Raw genomic sequence first — 18912 nt, 5'->3', positions numbered from 1 at the left:
GTGTCACAAGATGAAATCGCAATCGAAACGGCTGACCAGGATGTATCGGGGCTGGCTGAGTCTGAGTTAGAGCAAGGCCATGAAGCCTCCTCAGAACCGTATAGTGTCGATAATCTGCCCCCAAAAATGTCAGCGTTATTGGATTCGATGACGGCGAACGGTGATGAGACGTCACAGCCTGTGCCAGATGAAGATCAAGACGAAGAGCCAGAGCCGCCCTCGCGTGGTTCAGATGGGCGCTTTTTACCTAAAGAGAGCGCACCGCAGGGCGAGACTGAGGTATTACCAGGCAATCAGGAAGAGGGCGAATTGTTAGAAAGCCTGAACTCTGAGCGTGGGCGTGAACGCATTCGCCAAGTGTTTGCTGAACGTAAGCAGTACGAATCAGATCTGAATGAAATCCGCACGATGGTGAGTGCAACGGGCATGTCGGCACAGGATTTTGCGCAAACACTAGAATATGGCCGTCTAGCAATGTCGAATAATCCTGCTGATTGGCGCGTAGCGTTGCAAATGGCTGATGCGCAGCGGGATACGCTGTGTAAACGCTTAGGGGTGGATGCGCCTGGGGTGGATACGTTAAGTGATTTTCCCGATTTGGCGCAAGCGGTCACTGGTGGGGAAATCCAGCGCGAGCGAGCCATAGAGATGGCGATGCTACGGCGAGAACGTCATGTTATGCAGCAACGCCAACAGGCTGAATTTGCTGCGCAGCAAGAACAGCAAAAATTTACGGTGTCCGTTGAGGAAGGAAAAGCTTCGATGGCACAGTATTTGCAAAGCCGTAGCCATGAAATGGATCATTCTGCACGGATGAAAGTGGTTGAGTCGTATTTTGCTGACCCGAGCAAGCTTCAAGAATTTGCTTCAACCTATCAGCCGCAGCAGTGGGCCTCAGCGGTTCGTATGCTCTACGATTCAGTCCAAATTGCTGCGACGCAACCAAAATCCCCATCGCCGATTAGCTCGCGTCCGTCTACGTTAGGCCGGCCCGCTGTCAACTCTGCACAAGAGCCTGAAAAGCGGATCGAGCAGATTATGAATAGCATGGGGTTGTAACGATTTTTTAGCCAAAAGTAAAAAGCATTTGTAGTATTGCCAAAACCTTGATAGACTAGTCATAAACCTAGTCACCTTGGAGTTATTATGCATATTTGGCCCGTACAAGACGCTAAAGCTCGTTTCAGCGAGTTACTTGACACCTGCATAAACGAGGGACCGCAGGTAGTAACCCGGCGTGGCACAGAAACCGCTGTGCTCGTGCCTATCGTGGAATGGAACCGATTGACTAATGCGGCACGCCCCTCCCTCAAGGCTTTGCTAATGTCCGATGTGGGCCGTGCTGATTTTGATCTACCTCAGCGCGGATTGGCAAAACGTCGAACGATTGTAGAGTTGTAAGAGCACCATGTTTCTTTTGGATACGAATATTGTTTCGGAGCTACGCAAACCACGACCGCATGGAGCAGTTGTGGCGTGGCTTGAAAGCGTTGCTGATGCTGATCTTCATCTTTGTGCTGTCACACTCGGCGAAATTCAAGCGGGTATTGAAATCACCCGTGAGCAAGATGCCGCTAAAGCAGCAGCGATAGAGGCATGGGCCGATCAGGTCGGAGCAACCTACAATGTATTACCGATGGACGTAGCAACCTTTCGGCAATGGGCAAAACTGATGCACCGGCAGTCGAATACTGTTTATGAGGACGCTATGATTGCAGCCAGTGCGCTTGTGCACAAGTTCACAGTTGTTACTCGAAATACGCGGGATTTTGATCGCTTCCAAGTGCCTGTGTTTAACCCGTTTTTGGGATGACATTCATTGGGCGCTTTGCTGTATAGATTTTTAAGTAATAAATATTGACTTATAAATTACTATTGGTTATATTATTTCGTAGGTGTAACCTGTTAATGCGATTTGTCTGGAAATACAACTTGATTAGTTCGTGTGCAGCCAGATGAACAGTCTTAACGGGAAATGCCGTCACACTTGAATTTGTCGCTGTTACCGCGGGGATCGCGTCCCGTAGCGCAGTGGTTTGTTTGACTAAGTCGAAGTAATCCGAAGGTCGCGCACGGAATCAAACAAGCCTATTTTCCCAGCTTTGCGTTCTGGGTGGTGTGAAAGTTGTTTATTTAACTTTCATTCTAGAGCGACAAATGCCTATATCCCAAGCTGACCTGGCGGAACTCGCCAAGGTCTCATTAGACGAATATCTACGCAATATCCCGGTCGATAACATCGGCACGGAACATCCCTTCCTTAAGAAACTCCTGTCCAAACGCAAGTCGTTTATGGGCGCAAAGCAAAATATTGTTGAAAACGTCCGTAAGGAATACGGCTCTGGCTTTAAATGGGCTTACGGAGCTGAACCCGTTGTTTTCAATAAACGCAATACAACCGAATCTGCTGCCTTTCCATGGCGTCGTGCGGTGGATGGACTTTATCTTGAGCATGATCGACTGTTTGGTAATGGTATTAAAGTGCGCGAAGGTAAGCGTGGCGCACACAAGCTTGAACAAAATGAAAAAGTCCAACTGATTAATTTGCTCAACGAGCAGATGGAGGCGTTGCGGCTTGGCTTTTTAGAAAGGCTGGATATTGAGCTGCATCGTGATGGGACGTCCTCGGCCGATGCGATCACGGGCCTGGATGCGATTATTGCGACTAAACCCACGACAGGGATCATTGGCGGTATCAACCGCGCTACGGCAACCTACTGGCGTAATTACGCTGACTTAACATTGGATACGACGGCCGAAGGAGACCTCTCTGGCAAGCTAGAAAAAGCTTGGCGTGCGTGTATCCGCAATGGCGGTAGTCCAAACTTTATTTTAGCGGGTTCGGATTTTATCGACGCGTATAAGCAAGAAATAACCCTTACTCAAAACGCGGACGCAGCCAAACCCAAAACGGTAGATTTGGGGATTGGCACAGCGACCTCTACAGGTCTCTTCTATAAAGGCATTGAGATTATTTGGGATCCTATCTTTCAAACGTTGGATACGCTTGAAACGCCAGAGACTCAGTGGGAAAAGCGTTGCTACTTACTCAATACTCGGTATTTGAAATATTCCGATGACGATATGGATATTGTGACGCCCACACGTCCGCATGACACGTTAGCGCTCTACACAATGGTCAATCTACGATGTGCATTGAGTACCGATCGAAGTAATGCTCACGCCGTCTTGGCGATTAAATAACTACCTCGCGCCGTTAGTAGCGATACGAGCGGTGCGGGCTTCATTAAGAGAATTCAACTATGACTCAAGCCCCTATTGTGTCCGTCGAAATTCGGCGGGACGCGCATACCACGACGCCGACTAGCGTGTTCAAGCATGAACTCGGTATTTTGTGCAGTCTGTACGGTAAGGAAAACGTGAGTGTCGGTAACCCGCTTTGCGAACGCGAGATCGACCTCGATAACGAGTATTCACGTTTGGTTGGCAAGTATGGTGAGAAAGTTGTTGCGGGTATTTTTGGTGTGGCCGAATCGCCAGCGCTGGCCAATGTCATTCAATCTAATGCCCAGCAAAAGCCGGTTGCTAAGGCGACTGCCTCGGCTAAAGGATAGATTCGATGCAGCCGCCTCGTTATCACCGGCAAAAGGATTTTGCCGTCGATTATGGCAATGAAACCGATCACACCGCATTGAATGCCGAATTGGATCGGGTCGCGTCTTCGATTAATCCGCTGCGGCAAAATTTGGTATTGTTGCAGTTAGACGATGGCAGTTTGCGTGATGGCATTGTCGAGGAAAGGAGTCTGACACCTGCTTTTCGGGATGACCTGGTGAAATATCTATCCGGCGAGATCAAGGCAAATGTACAAGAAGCCTCAGCGGCAGCGAATGAAGCGACGCATGCAGCGATTGCTGCGCGTGATGCCGAGCAAGTGGTTGAGCAAGCGCGAACACGAGCAGACGAAGCGGCAGAGACAGCCCAATCCAATTCAGAGCTGATCATTTTAAATGTGCAAACGGCTTTAGAGGCGAAAGAAGAAGTGGTGCAGTTACATGCACAAGCAGATGAGGCCCAAAAAGCGATAGTTCAGTTGCAGGCAAAAGCCCAGGAATCGCAAATTGCAGCCTGCGGCTTTGCATTGCGCGCTGAAGCAGCACACGGGCAAGCAAAACATTATGTGGAACAGTGCCGGCAATTGCAAGAAAAGGCAGAACGGGATGCGGATCATGTGGCCGGAGTTGCCAGGGAGTTTGCGCAAACGTCTCGACAGGCGCTCCAATCTGCCAGCGTAGCGCAAGAAGCGAAAAATAGTGTGCAAGAAATGGTTCAGCAAACGAATCATCTCAGTGAGTGGGTGAATAAAGCGGCTCAGACCGTTCAATTAAAAGCGGAGCAAGTGCAGACTCAGGCGGAGATCTGCAAAGCTCAGGCGGAACAAGCACAGTCGCTGGTAGAGGAAGATAGGGCGCAAATTATCAGGACAAAAAAAGAAACAGGGGACGCGGCTCAACGCGCATCGCAATATGCGAATACAGCGCGAGAAGCGATCAGTCGTGTGCAAAAAATGGTCCGCCAAGCTAAGCAGCTTAGTACGCCCGCCGATGGAAGTGTCACCACCGACAAGCTCGCCCCTGATCTCTTTTTGATCGGCACGCCCAACGCTTCGACGCCCGATGCAGATGATAAGAGTACACGGATCGCCACGACCGCTTTCACACAAACGGCTATTTTGAGGATGTTTGACGAGCCTAGGTATAAATCAATCGCAGACGATGGTTATCAAAAACTACCAGGGGGGTTCATCCTCCAGTGGGGCGAGATCATTACCAGGGCAGGCGGCATTGCAGACATCAAGTTTTTAACGCCTTTCTTAAACAAGTGTTTGTGCATTCAAGGCATGTATAGAGGCAGACTATGCGTGACAGTTACCGAATCTTCGTCGGGACGATCGCAAGAAGGGACTCAATTACGCTGCTTTGATAACACTGCAGAAGGCCACGCAGGGTGGGAAATTCAATGGTTTGCGCTCGGTTATTAATCAGACTTGCTGATTCAATCAATTCATTATGTCTCGGACTTCACAGATGGAACCCACTACCTCTACGGGTATAGCTGCGCTAATTAAGTATATCGGCGCGCAAGCCGCCATTGCAGTGATGACGATCATCCTGACGCTGTTGCTTTCCTGGCCTAAAAATGCTCAGGAGGGCGCGGCTCGCTTGGCCGGCACATTCTTTTTATCGTTCATCTTTGGGCCATTGGCCGCGATGGCAGCGTATTGGGCTTGGCCTGGCTTATTCGAGGTTGCCAAGCGTCTGACTCAAGCGCATCAATTTGATCCGATGTTTGGCTATCTGTATGTCTGTGCACCGTTTCAAGTGTTAGCAGGGTTGCCTGCTTGGTGGATTGTCGGGGCGATAGTGCGCTGGTTTGAACGCCGCAAAGGGATGGATATTGGCGAGATTATTGAAGACGGTCGCCGCACGCTTTCAGGTCGAAGCAAAGTATGAGTCAGCCCAGACCTTATCACCGTAAGAAGAATTTTTTAAATAACAATCCAGACCGGACCGATCATGGCGCATTGAATGCTGAGTTGGATGCAGTCTCGCAGACGCTTTCTGATGTGCGTGCGAATGCAGCGTTGCTTCAAGAAGATGATGGGTCGCTCAAAGCGCAGACGGTAGGCGCCAGGCACTTGATGCCCGAGGCGCTCGCGGCGCTGGCTGCGGCTGGACTGCAAGGCGAGCCAGGTCAGCCAGGCCCTAAAGGGGATAAAGGCGAGGTTGGCCCTCGTGGTGAAGTGGGACCCTCTTTTGAAGCCAAGGTGCGCGCATTAGAAAGCGAGCGGACGAATTATGGGGCGAATCCAGAAGGATTTTCTTTTTTAGCCATCGATACCGGGCGGCTCTATTTTAAGCTTTCGGATGAGTGTGATGATTGGTCTGAGGCGTTCGAATTTAGTCGGGGTCCTAAAGGAAATAAAGGCGATAAAGGGGCACAAGGCATTCAAGGATTACGTGGCCCGAAAGGCGACAAAGGCGAATGCGGCGAGTCGGGCGTACAGGGGCCAACGGGTAGAGTGGATTACGCCCGTGTCATTTTAAACGACCTGGATACCGATCAATCGCTACAAGGTGGCTTAGCGGCGCGCACGATCTCAGGGGCTATTTCAGCTGCTGCACCGCGTTATGATTTTTCCGGTGCGAATATTCGCTTGCGTCCGAACAATACGCGCTTACGGGTCGATGATGGGCGGGATAGTGCTGCGTTGGTTGATTTAGAAGTCGGGCGGCTGCATACCGCGGGAACCGGAGCCGCGAATACGGGTGTGAAGATTGCGACCGGCGCGGACATTGGCACGCTATTTGATCCAGCCGGTAGCGCTGCGTCTAAACTGGCAAGCGTTGATCCGAGTAAACATACAGTGTCGATCGCAGGTAAATCGACCTTGACCTTGTCGCTATCGGTGGTGAATAACCAGGTGATTTTGAAGGTGGAAGCGGCATGAGTGAAGGATTGAATCGCACATTAGGCGAGTTGCGCAAAGCGTTGCGGGTGCGCATGGGGTTCGTTCATCAAGGCCCCGCCTCTGAAAACAACCGTGATCTTCTGAATGCGTTTTTACAGGAAGCGCATACCTATGTGGCGAAAGTCGGCGGCCTGCCTCTGCGCCGCAAGCGGGCTACGATCACGACTTCACCCGGTTCATCCCTTTATGACTGGCACAACAGGCAGGAGGATCAGCCGATTGAGCCAGCGCAGGTACGTTCGATCTCAGTCAAAAGGGGCAATGCCTACTCCCCGTTGGTCCACGGTATCGCACAGCCTTCTTGTACCCAGGGTATGCCCAGTCACTATGACACACTGATGAACCAACTCGAAGTGTGGCCGGTACCTGACGCTCGATATGAATTACTCATTGAGTATAGTGCGCCGCAGGGACGCTTTGAGCGCGATGATGATCGGCCTTGTGTACCCGATGAATTGGTTTTGCTCTATGCGCTGGCGGTAGCGAAAGCCCATTATCACCACTCCGATGCGCAAGTAGCGGGGCAATCCTTTGAACGATTATTGGCGCGCTATAAAAGCGAACAGCACGGCCAGCGACGCTATTTTGCAAAAAATACTGATTCAACCCTTTCATCTCAAGTGGTACGTACCGCTCGGGGCTATACCGTCTCGGGGCAATAAAACATGGTAGTTAAATCCATTACATTTGACCGATTTGATCTCGGCATTGATTTAAGAAAAGGCGCGAGCGTGTCAGATGCGAATCGTTTACGTGAAATGAAGAATGCCTATGTGACAACGGGGCTGGCGACACAAAAGCGCCCAGGCTTGGTGAAGGTGACAACGCTTGAGCCAGGCACGCGAGGACTCTTTGCGGCGTCTGGCAAATTGCATACATTTTACGGGCAAGGATCTGTAACGCACGCCGATACTCGATTTGAAGCGCATAAAGTGGCTCATCCAGAGGGTGAACAGGCACTGAAACAAGTTTGGTTTACCGATGTGTTTGATGCATTTATCTATGCTTCGGTTGAGTATCAGGACGGGACAATTCGACATCATTATTTAGACGGTAGTCCTCAGACAGCGATTACGGATCCGCAGTGTCCGCATACGCCCGCCGTAATTAAAGCCGCGTCGAGAATTTTTGCGGTGGCGGGCGATGTCGTACGGTATAGCGCAGCAGGTAGGCCGCGCGACTGGTCCAGCCCTAATAATGCGGGGGCTTTGCCCACAGGACTGAATGCGCGGGGTGAACGTAACGCCAATGCGCTGGGGATATATCGGAATGAACTGGCTGTTTTGTCGCGTGACAGTGTTCAGATGTGGGCGCTCGACTCAGATCCGCAAGCGATGAAATTGTCGGACGTCGTGGAAAACGTGGGGACCTCTTTCTCGCGCACCGTCACTAATGTGAGCGGCGATTTATATTTTCTGTCAGATTTTGGATTCCGCTCGATTACGACGATGCAGTATACGGATCGTCTGACCCATGTCGATATTGGCAGTCCAATCGATGTGCTGGTGCGACGGGAAACCCAGGCGGCGCAGTCCGCTCCGATGGCGTATTTCCATTACGGCACAGGGCAGTATCTATGCATGATGGGGTATCAGATTTTTGTTTATTCTATATCAGCGACGTCAAAAATCGCCGCGTGGTCGCGCTACGAGTTGCCGTTTCAGGTAGAAGCCTTTGCTGAACTGGGTGGCATTCTGTATCTACGCAATGGAGATGACATTTATCGCTTTGATGAAAATGCGCACGATGACGCGGGTACGCCAATTGAAGTGCTGTTAGAGCTGCCCTATATGGACTTCAAAACGCCAGGGCAACTCAAACGGATACAGGGGGCGGATTTGGTGATGGAGGGAGAGTGCACGTTCTCTGTAGCGTTTGATGTGCGCCAGTCAGATGCCTTTACCTCGCCGGTTCGTATTCGTGGCAATACCCGATCTGGCGGGAAAATTCCAGTTACTTGCGCAGGTACGGCCTTCTCGTTGAGGTTTCACCATTTGTCCAATCAGCCCTTCAGGCTGGAGGCAGTCACGTTGTATTACGATGTATTGGGAGCTAGATAATGAGTTTTTTGGGAAACGCGCTTGGTTTTGTGGGAAACATGTTTGGTCTTGGTGGCGATGGTGGTCATGATGATGGCAGCGCTGCACGTCAGATAGAGTTTGAGCGTCAACAACGAATTAACTTATCCATGCAGAAAATCAATGAGATTTTCAATCAGGCGAAGCAAAACCCTGGGTATGAGGCGCATCGACAGGACATTACAGATTTAAATGCACGAGACGTCGAGCGGCAGTTTACGGAAGCTGAGCGGGCCAATTTGTTTGGCTTGGCAAGGTCAGGTCTGCGGGGCGGTTCTGTTGATACTTATAGCAATGCTGAGCTGCAACGCCGTAGAGACGAAGGGGTACTCAGAGCAAAGAGGATCGGTGACCAAGCATTAGCCAATTGGCAGAATGCAGACGACCAGGCGCGACACCAGTTGATCTCGCAGGCGCAAGCAGGGATTGATCCGGCAGAAATGGCTAGGATGGCGCACGCCACCTTAGCGACAAACTCGCGCAACGCGATGTTGTCCAATACAGGGGCGAATATAAAGGGTCTGTTTGACAGCCTGGCGAATGCCCATCTGCACACTAAGCAGATGCAGGGTCAGCGCTCAGGTTACGCGCCGTTTCAGCAATGGAACCCGAGTATGGCGCACAGTGTACGTGACGGGGATAGCGGCCGGATTGTGTAAAAAAAGAGGAGATTAAATGATTCCGTTATGGGCCGCGCTTGCGTCGATGGTAGCAGGTACTGCGTTGCGTCAGAAAACATCGCAGGATGCACATAGACGCCAGCAGCATGAAATAAATCTATCCCTGCAAAGGCAGCACGACTATCAGCAGCAGGCGCAAAAGGCCGTAATGGACATGGCTCGTCAATTTGAGCCTGAAGTACGCCAACAACAGCGCGGGCAGTTGGTTGAGCAGTTCGAGCAGGAAATGATGCAGCCGATTAGAGCATCGATCCAGCAGCAAAAACCTCAAGTGCAGGGGAATGTATCGTCTTCTTATCTGGATGAATTTAAACACTCTCAGGAAAGACGATTGAAGGATGCGCAAGCGCTGGCCCGTATTCTGAGCGGTATAAAAGCGACGGAGCAACTACGGCGAAATGAGATACGAGGGCTGGCAGATACTGGCCAAAGGGTCGGCCTGCTGGGGAATTATAGCCAGGGTCAGATGAGAGCCGATCGCACCGGAATTCAACAAGCGGGGATTCCGAATGGATGGATGCAGCTTGGAGGTAGCGTGCTATCAGGGCTTGGGCAAACGGGTATGATGGGTTAATCCCATTGAGTTTAAAGAAGTTTTATCGTTTTTGGATAGGCAGATGAGTTTCGAACTAAACGGCTTGGCAGCCGAGCCGATCAGTGCAGGGATCAATAAACTGTTCCAGGCCATAGCCATGGGGCCGATGGTCAAAGAGAAAGCGCAGATGCAAGCGGGCTTAATGGGTGCTCAACAGATGCGAGCGCAGGCAGAAGCTGACGCCTCAAACTACACGCTGGACAATCGAAAAAACATTGCTCAGTGGCTGGATAACGATCCCGATATTCAGAAGTTAGCGCAACAGAATCCTCACTATGCGCAAGCCCTGCGTCTAGGCTACAAAATGTTTGGTCAGACCGGCCACCACGATGTTTCTAAGTTTGTAGGGGACGCGCAGAAACAAGCACTAATCGGTGAAGCACGCCAGGTGATTCCGGCGGATTCGCAGGATCTTGATTTACAGAACCGGCTGGTTTCAATTGCGTCGAGCAAGCCTTATGAGCCGTTTAAGAATATAAGCAACACCGGCTATATGGCTAATCATGCTACAGGTCAGATTCTCCCAGGTAACGCGGAGACGGTGGATTTTTTTAGACAGGCCCAAAATGCCCAAAATGCATTGCGTAATGCACAAACTCAAAAAGTCTTAGAGGAAGCGTCATCGCCGTTGACGCAGCTTAAAATTGAAAATGAGCGAGCCAGGCTTGCTGATACGCAGGCCAAAACTGCGGGGCGTCATAAAAAAGCTGAAACAACTTTACGAGAGCATACAGCATTGCATGAAACGAATGTAAAGTCACTTAACCGCGCTTTGGGATTTTTGGACCGGGTGCTGAAGAATGAAGAAGGTTTGAAAGGCATAAGTGGTCCTCAGCTAAGCCATAAGCCTACTGTGCTGATGACACCTGCTCAGTCCAATGCCAAGTCTGACCTAGAAACAATTAAATCGAAAGTTTCATTAGGTGTGATTCAGGATATGCGCAAGGGCAGTGCGGCAGGGGCAACGGGCTTTGGTAATATGAATGAAAGACAGACAAAGCTTATTGAGGAAGCGTTAGGAAGTCTGGATCGAGCGCAAAGTTATGAACAGGTGGTGGGAAACCTAAAGATTATTCAGCAGGCTTTTCAGGAAATGCGCAATAATTCGTTGCAGGATATGGACCGAATAAACTTGGAGTTACTTCAATTTCCTGCTCAGAAAGAGGGTACGCGTGTTTCGCAAACGCCACGTAAGATTATCAGACGCGGAAAATTGAAAGATGGCCGAGTAGTAATTCAATATTCAGATGGCGATACGGAGCTTAAGTGATGAGCTTGCTTCCTGAGAAAACAGTGCCGGCTAGATCCCCTAAAATTGCACCTGGGATTAACCTGGAAGAAGTCATTTGGGAGGATGAACTTGATGCTACGCCACCCCAAGCCCATGGGCCTAAAATTGCCCCAGGAATTAATTTGGAAGAAGTGATTTGGGACGATGAGGCTCCATCCTCACTCAACACCCCAAATACATCTGCTGCGTCTCCTACGTCTTGGCAAAAAGCGGCGTTTGTTCCAATGCAAATGCTCAAAGGCGTCAGCGATCTACCCGACGCACTCGCACAGAATGTCATGAATGCCTTACCGGATAAGGTCTCTGGCGCAATCAATCAAGGTATTCAGTATGTGAATGATCTGCCCATCGTCGGTCCAGTCACTCAAGCATTGGGCCTGGTGCCTCTGAGCAATGAAGCCTTCAAGCAAAGAGAAGCGGCTTATCAAGCGGCGCGTCAGGCAATGGGGCAAAGTGGAACGGATTGGGCGCGCCTATCTGGCAATATGGGTATAACAGCGCCGTTGGCTGCTGTGGTACCCGCTGCGGGGCCTGCATTAGCGGGTCGCTTAGCAGCCGGTGCGGGTACAGGGGCCGTGCTGGGCGCACTCGAGCCGGTGACAGACGGGGAGTTCTGGAAAGAGAAAAACAAGCAAATTGCCTTTGGAGCCATGACAGGCGGTGCAACGACGGGGGTGGCTGGCGCTTTAGCGCGGATCTTAAGCCCCAAGGCCTCGACCAATAAGAATGTTCAGCTACTACTTAAAGAAGGCGTTACGCCAACGCCAGGGCAGGTCATGGGCGGTACGGCCCAAAGGATTGAAGACAAATTAACCAGCGTACCCATAGTGGGTGATGCGATTACATCCGCTCGCCGACGCGCTGTGGAAGATCTTAACCGTGCCGCCTATCATCGGACTTTAGACCCGATTGAAGAAAAGGTTTCTAGCGAGGTTGGACGTGAAGGAGTGAGGCACGTCTCGCGCCAACTGTCTGATGCGTACAATAAATTGTTACCCAACTTAAAGTTTCGCGCAGATAACCAATTTAAGACGGAAATCAATCAACTGCAATGCATGGCTCAGACGTTACCGAAGGCAGAGGCGCAAGCGTTTAAGACAATTCTGCGTGAAAAAGTGCTTCGCCATTTAACGCCACAAGGTCATGCAACAGGAGATAGTATTAAAGTCGTAGAAAGTGAGTTGGGTCGCTTGTCTTCAGGCTATCGAGGTGATCCATCATTCGATAAGCGGGAGTTAGGTACCGCACTGAATGAGATAAGCACGTCCATTCGGGCTAGCTTGCAGCGCTCTAACCCTGAACATGCTGGGCAATTAAAAGCAATTAACGATGGGTATGCCGCTTATACGCGCATTCGAGATGCATCAGGGCGCATCGGTTCTACCGACGGAATTTTTACACCCGCTCAACTCGCTTCTGTTGTGCGTTCGATGGATAAAAGCGTGGGTAAAGGAAATTATGCACGGGGATCGGCCTTGATGGAAGATTTATCGGATGCAGGAAGAAGCGTATTAGGTTCAGCTTATCCTGATTCAGGTACAGCAGGTCGACTGCTTAATATGGCTGCCCTTGCCAGTGGATTAAAGCAGCCCGCTATTCCGCTGAGCCTCGCGGCAGCGAGTATGCCGTATTTACCGTTTTTGAATCGCCTGACGGCAGCAGCGCTTGCGAAGCGCCCACAGGCTGCACGACCCATAGCTGAGCGCATACGCCAGCTCGGACCTAAAGCGAGTGTTTTGACGACACCGGCGGCATTCGAAGCTTCGAATTGAGTCAATCGAATGGATCAGCACACCAGATCTTTGCTCACTGCTGAGCTTAAGCGCGATGAAGGCGTGAGCCTTAAACCTTACACGGACACGGTGGGCAAGCTCACGATTGGCACGGGACGTAATCTCAGCGATATGGGTATTAGCGCCTTTGAAAATGATTATTTACTGAGCAACGACATTGTCCGTGTTGAAAGCGGGCTGGATGAACATATGCCGTGGTGGCGAACGCTTGACCCTGTGCGCCAACGGGTATTGGCGAATATGTGTTTTAACCTTGGGATTAGCAAATTGCTAGGGTTTAAACATACGCTGCACTTGATACAAAGAGGCCAATACACACAGGCAGCTGATGCGATGTTGCAATCGAAATGGGCTGTGCAAGTGAATCAACGAGCGGTGCGATTAGCAAACATGATGCGTTTAGGTCAAACGTAATGGGCCGGTTCATACGCCTTTTTAGCCAGCGGCTGCCAGCTTTACTCATACTGACGAGTGCCTTAATGGCGAGCAGCGTAGCTTGGAAAGTACAGGAATGGCGCTATGCAGGGCAGATTCACCAATGTAAAGCCGAGCTTGAATCCTATCAGGCGCGTATAAAAATGGCTGTGGCTCAGCTTACTAAAGCCCAAGCCAAAGTCGTCATACAAACTGAAATTCAATACCGTGACCGGATCAAAATTGTCAAAGAGAAAAGTGAAACCATCATCAAGGAGGTCCCTGTCTATGTTACCCAAGCTGATACTCACCACTTTGGCGTTAATGTTGGCTTCGTGCGCCACTACAACTCTGCATTTACCGGCGAGCCTGCCGGATCTCCCGCCGAGTTTGACCGAGGACCCACCGGCATTTCGCTTGCTGAGCTGGCCGAAGTGAATGCTTATAACGCCAGTGTCTGCTGGCAATGGCGCGAGCAAGCACTTGGATTAAGGGCATTTTATCGGCAGTTGCAGCACGCTCAACAATCCACTACAACAAAGAGTCAACATTCGGTGTCAAGTAATTAAACTCCCGGCCAATTAGTAATGAGGGCCGGCTTACTTAATGTATCTTTTTGGTCAGGCGGCTCACACCGTGCTCCCCTTTGTCTGAGCAAACGCGTATCCGTTGAACTCAAACCATCAGCGTTTTGGATAGACATGTTGTTTACATTCAATGCGCTTTGAGACGGAGCCCAATATAAATTCAGTTCCCTATCCTCTATTTTTTTATCTATTGGTCCCGAAATCTTAACCCCACGACATCCTTCAGAAAAATCCCCGTAGTCGAATGCGCAATTGTTAGGAATTGATTTTAAAATTATTGAATTTATTTTTATAATATGACCCGTTATCGTTACTTTAAATCTCGTATCACGCATTAAGAGTCCCGAATTTTCCCCTCCTAAATTTTCCCGTCCTAAAACCTTCTCTGAAAGCAAATAGTCCTCACAATAGAAATACGAATAACTATCCCACCTCCAATTAATGGCTTCGAAATTCGTAAATGGCTGATAGTTTTTATCCGTTACGTACTGCAGTTCTACTGTGCCATCAATACTTTCAGATACAACCGCGGCACCCCCCTTTTCTGATAACAAAAAGGTCATTCTGACCACCTCCCCACTATGCCCTGGTAGCGTATGCATCAATTCTCCGCTTTCTACTCGCCATAGCTGCACTGTGCCATCTATACTCCCCGATGCCACCATTTCTCCTGACGCAGAAAAACTTATACTACTCACCTCGCTATTATGCCCTGGCAGCGTATGCATTAATTCTCCGCTTTCTACTCTACATAGCTTCACACTACCATCTACATTCCCCGACGCTAGAATTTTTCCTGATGGCGAAAATGCCTTTCTATTCACCTCACGACTATGTTTTTCTAATGTACGTAATTCTATGATATCAGCTTTATAATATTTAATCTGATCGCCTATATGCATGGTGTTAGTAGCTAACCAAGAGCCATCAGGTAAATCATAACTTCTACTATCTATAGCCTTTAGCTCTAAATTAGGCAGCTGCCCAAAGTTAACCTCATCCAGTTTCGCCTTTTCCAAATTCGCGCTTTCCAACCATGCACCTTGGAAATCTACTCCGCTCAAATCAGCACCTTTAAATTGGGTTTCCTCAAACAATCCATCACTTAAGTCTGCTCCCGGCACTTTGATTCGGCTTAAATCCAATCCATTCAACCGCACACCTGCTTTAACCACAATCGTTAGCGCATTCGCCGCTGCTCTTTCAACATTATCTCGGGCCTTTGAAGCTTTTACCCAACCTAAAAGCGGTTTCAATAAACCTGGATCCTGCCGTACTTGCTCTATTAAAAAACTCTGTACTGCTGGGTCTTTCACTACGTTTAGCACATTGAACAAAGCCGACTGCTCCAAATCCAAGCCATCTCTCAAATCGTCCCACAGCCGACCTATATTTTTTACTACACTAAGTTTCTTAGATAACTCTAAATCCTCACCATCAGCATTCCCTCTCAGCTCTTCCCCCAGTGCCTGCGCCACAAAATAATCCTGTAACGATTTATGGATAAACCGATACTCTTGGCCTGAGCCACTAGTTTTGTTTTGACAGATCAATGGCGCATTTAAGCGTTTTAATTTCGTTTGCACGCTATCGTTACTGAGTAGCCTCTTGCGCCAATTGTTTTCTGGAGCAGCATTGATCCTTCGCTCCCGCGTAGCGGTCGCTGAGTAAGTAGTCACCACTTCTCCTGCTAGGTACATTTCCTTAGCTAATTCTTTGCTAAAATCCATTCCATGCTCCGCGAATCCCTCCTGCTCTAGGCGTTTAAACTCTGTAATTTCTTCTGCATTGAGTTGAATTTGAGCCAGACGCTGTTGCGAGCGATCAAACCAGCTCTTCACAAACTGGTCATAAAGGGCAATTCGGGTAAAACGCTGACTTTCTGCTTGTCGAATCTGACTCAGTATGGGTAGCTCACCCATGGCCATTTTGAGCAAAAAGGGATTACTCACCAACTCTTTTAAGCCCGGTTCTTCTAAGGCTTTTTTGTATCTTTCTGCGCTCCATAAAGCGTGTGGATGAGTTTCGCTATATCGATCAATATACAGTTTTACCGTTTTCTCGGAAAAAGGTGCTAACCAATATTCCTGCAGTGCAGTGGATTCTTCTGACGAGTGGAATTTGTATTGATAATTAGGCCCTAAATATTCTGGGCGGCTACTAATGATGATTTTGGCGTTTTTCCATTTATCTAATTGGTTATCTTTATAAAATGACCGATGACGATCCTTGATTTCATCGAAACCATCCAGAATCAATACGAAGCGATGTTTGATTTGTAATTCCCTAATTTGCTCTTTTGAGAATTCTTGCGTTTCAAAGAATGTACTGACCAGATTTGGGCCCGTTTCTGGCAGGCTTGACAACGAAATAAACACAGGGATTACAATATCTTCTGCCGCACTGGTTTGGATATAAGTCTCCCATAAAGTACAGGCAAGGTGACGGTTAAAGGTGGATTTGCCTGAGCCAGCGTCACCCAACAAAAGCAATGTTTTTTTGTCTGAGTTCAAAAAATCTTGAACCTTACTCTTCAAATCAAAACGGCCTGTATCGTTAAGTAATATCCCTTCGGGAGCGACATAGTTTGTTAGCGCATCCTTGATCTCTTTGTCTTGCTGCAGGCCCTCTAAATATGTGCTTTTCAACTTCTGAATATTGTCCTGCAGGTTGCCCAACAGCTTCTGGAGCAGTAATTTTTTCAACTTGGCACGAGCCGCGTCTAACAACTGGGTGCTTAAATCACTTTGGCTTACCGAACCCCAGCCCCAGGATACATCAATATCATTAGACTCAAGCTGAGTGGCGCGCCTCTCCAATTGTTCTAAGGTTGTTTGCGCTTTCTGTTTGACTTTCGCGGAACCTTGCTTAAATAATGCCTGTGCCCCAGCCTTCTCATTCATCCATAGAGTGGTATCTTGTTGCAGACTTTGTAAGAACTGGATTGCCTGTTTTTGGATTGTCTCGTCTTCTTGAGTACAGATAATCCTCTCTAAGCGTTGGCATATCCCCTGTAAAAAATCGGCATTTTGACGGTAAGCGCTTTGACGCACAAATGCTTCGAACTTCACCCACTCTTTAGTTCCAATCAGCATATCCAAACATTGCAGGGCGGCGTACCATCCTTTCTGGCGACTCCTATCTTGACAGTCTGCTTTGAGCTCGTCAAACGAGGCACTCGCTTCTTTTACACTATTGATCGCTTCTTTGAGACCACTCGATGATCCTATCGTATTAGCTACCTCAAGGACGCCTGCGAAAGTGTCCTCAAAGTGGTCAAAACTCTCCAGCAATTTACCTACATCGCAATTTTTAACTGCACTTGCTAATTTCAAAATCCCTACTCCAGCATTAAAGAGGCAACGCAGCACGGCTTTCGCTGTACTCTCATCATTGGGTATATAAGCCAAGGCTTCACGCGCATAACGAATTTGCCAGGCGAGCTCCGCGTCTTTATGAGGATTAAGCTTGTCTTCATCTCGTAGCTCATCATTGAGTGGCTTTTGCAACTGCTCGCGACTTATGCCCGCAACCCCCGCTTGCACCATCGCATCGAGCAACTGCGAGATCGACTGTACTAACTGCTGCACAGGCACAGTCTCGCCTTTATGTACAATTTTTAGACGTTCCAGCGAAACACTCAATATGCTTGTCCAGATATTCGCATTCACCCCCCCTTCTTTTTTCAACAGTGGCTCCGGGCAGTTCCGCACGATTATGGCTAGACCTTGCACCACATCTATATTGAGGGTGGGGTGCAGCTGGAGGTTAAGTGCCTGCACCGCGTGGTCAATTAATTGACTATATATTTTTATATATGGAACCGTGGCTAATTCAGCCGCTTCTCGCATGCATATTAGGTCTTTGCCTTTTCTTTTACCGAATTGTTCAATCACCTCACGCGCAAGTGAATATAATTGTTTTTGCACTTCGCTAGATTCAGGATCACAGGCAGTTTTTTGCAAGCACCATGCCAAGTGCCGAGTATCGGTAATATCGTTAGGACCGACAAAGCGATAGGACTTAAGAGGTTGGTTGGGCGTAGAGGAGGATGTGGTGCCAGTAAAAAATCCGGCGGGTAAGCCAGTTATTGAAGCAAGTATAGCTGGCACAGAAGAGGGAGGAAGAGTGGGTTTTCTCTGTATCTGCCGATGGGCGGGGGAAGCCGGAAAACTAGCCAGGCAAGCTCTTATCTCTTCTTGTTTATTTTCATCCAAAAGATAGCGCTGTGCTTTTGTATAGTTCTTGCGTACCTCTTCAATCGTAAAGTTTTGACTGAGTTTCAAGAGGTCTGCGCATTTCAGATAAACTTCTCCGAGCAAAGGCTTAATCTCGGTTTCTTTCCCGCTTGGAAGAGCGTGTTTCAAGGCGGCTTTTGCTTTATCAAGACTATGCTGTGCCTGAGCGGATTCATTTTTTCCTATAAACTCATCAGCTTGTTTTAACAAGTCCTCCCCGCGTTTCATAGCACTTGCCTTCGGTTGCAATGACTCAACAAATTTTACGGTGATTTTTGAAAGCATAGTTTTTACCTCTCTTTTATTTTGAACGAGTTGTAAAAGGGCCCACCGAGCTTTTGCTAAAAAAACCAGCCTTCCCAAAATCAGTATAGGCTAAGAAATGCTGAAGCATTCGAAAACGATATTGCCGCATTTTAATTTTAAGGTTGCCCCAAAATCACCATACAGCATGAGCGTTAATGACACATCTGGGTGGAAACCATAGTTTTATCAAGAAAAAAATACAAGCAGATTTTTGTCAATGACATCCCGTAAATGCTTATAAACACAGAGCGTTATTCTGCAATATTATTGACAATTATTTTTATTAAATTATTGATTTATAAAGATAAAGTGCGTTTTGCCGTCCGGATTGTGATTCCAGTTGTCGCGGGTTCGAGCCCCGTCGGTCACCCCACCACATAAGGCTTTGCGAGGTTTTTGAATCGAAACTTTACAACGGATTTTGGAATTTTACAATT

At 48.7% G+C, this 18912-nt stretch carries 17 protein-coding genes; 16 read left to right on the top strand and 1 reads right to left on the bottom strand.

All coding sequences use genetic code 11. The features are described 5' to 3' along the window. The 16 genes from MCB1EB_RS08400 to MCB1EB_RS08325 all read left to right on the top strand — a co-directional run bounded on the left by MCB1EB_RS08400 (position 1) and on the right by MCB1EB_RS08325 (position 13913). Positions 1-1059 carry a hypothetical protein gene (locus tag MCB1EB_RS08400; RefSeq protein ID WP_045365215.1) on the top strand — a complete coding sequence of 353 codons (1059 nt, stop codon included), beginning with the start codon at positions 1-3 and terminating at the stop codon, positions 1057-1059. Between the two features lie 87 nt (positions 1060-1146). Beyond that, positions 1147-1401 (top strand): type II toxin-antitoxin system Phd/YefM family antitoxin, encoded by a 255-nt coding sequence (locus MCB1EB_RS08395; RefSeq protein WP_045365218.1) that lies wholly within the window; start codon positions 1147-1149, stop codon positions 1399-1401. A 7-nt stretch (positions 1402-1408) separates the two neighbouring features. After that, complete coding sequence (locus MCB1EB_RS08390; RefSeq protein ID WP_045365221.1) at positions 1409-1813, top strand: type II toxin-antitoxin system VapC family toxin; 405 nt, start codon at positions 1409-1411, stop codon at positions 1811-1813. A 344-nt stretch (positions 1814-2157) separates the two neighbouring features. Then, positions 2158-3204: a phage major capsid protein gene (locus MCB1EB_RS08385; protein ID WP_045365224.1), complete on the top strand. Its 1047-nt coding sequence runs from the start codon at positions 2158-2160 to the stop codon at positions 3202-3204. Positions 3205-3263: 59 nt separating this feature from the next. Further along, positions 3264-3575 carry a hypothetical protein gene (locus tag MCB1EB_RS08380; RefSeq protein WP_052394047.1) on the top strand — a complete coding sequence of 104 codons (312 nt, stop codon included), beginning with the start codon at positions 3264-3266 and terminating at the stop codon, positions 3573-3575. 5 nt (positions 3576-3580) lie between these two features. After that, positions 3581-5002 (top strand): gp53-like domain-containing protein, encoded by a 1422-nt coding sequence (locus MCB1EB_RS08375; RefSeq protein ID WP_045365227.1) that lies wholly within the window; start codon positions 3581-3583, stop codon positions 5000-5002. Positions 5003-5048: 46 nt separating this feature from the next. Then, positions 5049-5474 (top strand): hypothetical protein, encoded by a 426-nt coding sequence (locus MCB1EB_RS08370; RefSeq protein ID WP_052394049.1) that lies wholly within the window; start codon positions 5049-5051, stop codon positions 5472-5474. Beyond that, positions 5471-6472 carry a collagen-like protein gene (locus MCB1EB_RS08365; protein ID WP_045365229.1) on the top strand — a complete coding sequence of 334 codons (1002 nt, stop codon included), beginning with the start codon at positions 5471-5473 and terminating at the stop codon, positions 6470-6472. Before MCB1EB_RS08370 ends, MCB1EB_RS08365 begins: the two co-directional genes overlap by 4 nt. After that, positions 6469-7155: a phage adaptor protein gene (locus MCB1EB_RS08360; RefSeq protein WP_045365232.1), complete on the top strand. Its 687-nt coding sequence runs from the start codon at positions 6469-6471 to the stop codon at positions 7153-7155. The genes MCB1EB_RS08365 and MCB1EB_RS08360 overlap by 4 nt, the downstream gene beginning before the upstream one ends. A gap of 3 nt (positions 7156-7158) precedes the next feature. Then, positions 7159-8553, top strand: a complete 1395-nt coding sequence (locus tag MCB1EB_RS08355; protein WP_045365237.1) for a hypothetical protein — start codon at positions 7159-7161, stop codon at positions 8551-8553. Further along, positions 8553-9230: a hypothetical protein gene (locus MCB1EB_RS08350; protein ID WP_052394051.1), complete on the top strand. Its 678-nt coding sequence runs from the start codon at positions 8553-8555 to the stop codon at positions 9228-9230. Before MCB1EB_RS08355 ends, MCB1EB_RS08350 begins: the two co-directional genes overlap by 1 nt. A 16-nt stretch (positions 9231-9246) precedes the next feature. Continuing rightward, entirely contained in the window at positions 9247-9825 is a 579-nt protein-coding gene (locus tag MCB1EB_RS08345; RefSeq protein WP_045365240.1) for a hypothetical protein, read from the top strand. A gap of 43 nt (positions 9826-9868) precedes the next feature. Beyond that, positions 9869-11116 (top strand): hypothetical protein, encoded by a 1248-nt coding sequence (locus MCB1EB_RS08340; protein WP_045365243.1) that lies wholly within the window; start codon positions 9869-9871, stop codon positions 11114-11116. Further along, the gene (locus MCB1EB_RS08335; RefSeq protein ID WP_045365246.1) at positions 11116-12909 is read left to right on the top strand and encodes a hypothetical protein; all 1794 of its coding nucleotides are present in this window, start codon (positions 11116-11118) and stop codon (positions 12907-12909) included. The genes MCB1EB_RS08340 and MCB1EB_RS08335 overlap by 1 nt, the downstream gene beginning before the upstream one ends. Positions 12910-12918: 9 nt before the next feature. Beyond that, a complete protein-coding gene (locus MCB1EB_RS08330) occupies positions 12919-13344 on the top strand; it encodes a glycoside hydrolase family protein (RefSeq protein ID WP_045365249.1) in 426 nt (141 codons plus the stop codon). Continuing rightward, entirely contained in the window at positions 13344-13913 is a 570-nt protein-coding gene (locus MCB1EB_RS08325) for a hypothetical protein (RefSeq protein ID WP_052394052.1), read from the top strand. The genes MCB1EB_RS08330 and MCB1EB_RS08325 overlap by 1 nt, the downstream gene beginning before the upstream one ends. Here the strand turns inward: MCB1EB_RS08325 and MCB1EB_RS08320 are convergent. After that, a complete protein-coding gene (locus MCB1EB_RS08320) occupies positions 13910-18454 on the bottom strand; it encodes an NACHT domain-containing protein (protein WP_052394055.1) in 4545 nt (1514 codons plus the stop codon). The genes MCB1EB_RS08325 and MCB1EB_RS08320 overlap by 4 nt on opposite strands. Positions 18455-18912 lie beyond the last annotated feature (458 nt).

Origin of the sequence: Mycoavidus cysteinexigens, assembly GCF_003966915.1 — a bacterium.
Taxonomy (GTDB): Bacteria; Pseudomonadota; Gammaproteobacteria; order Burkholderiales; family Burkholderiaceae; genus Mycoavidus; species Mycoavidus cysteinexigens.
The sequence above is the reverse complement of the archived record's forward strand: the minus strand, read 5'-3'. Positions and strand labels throughout refer to the sequence as shown.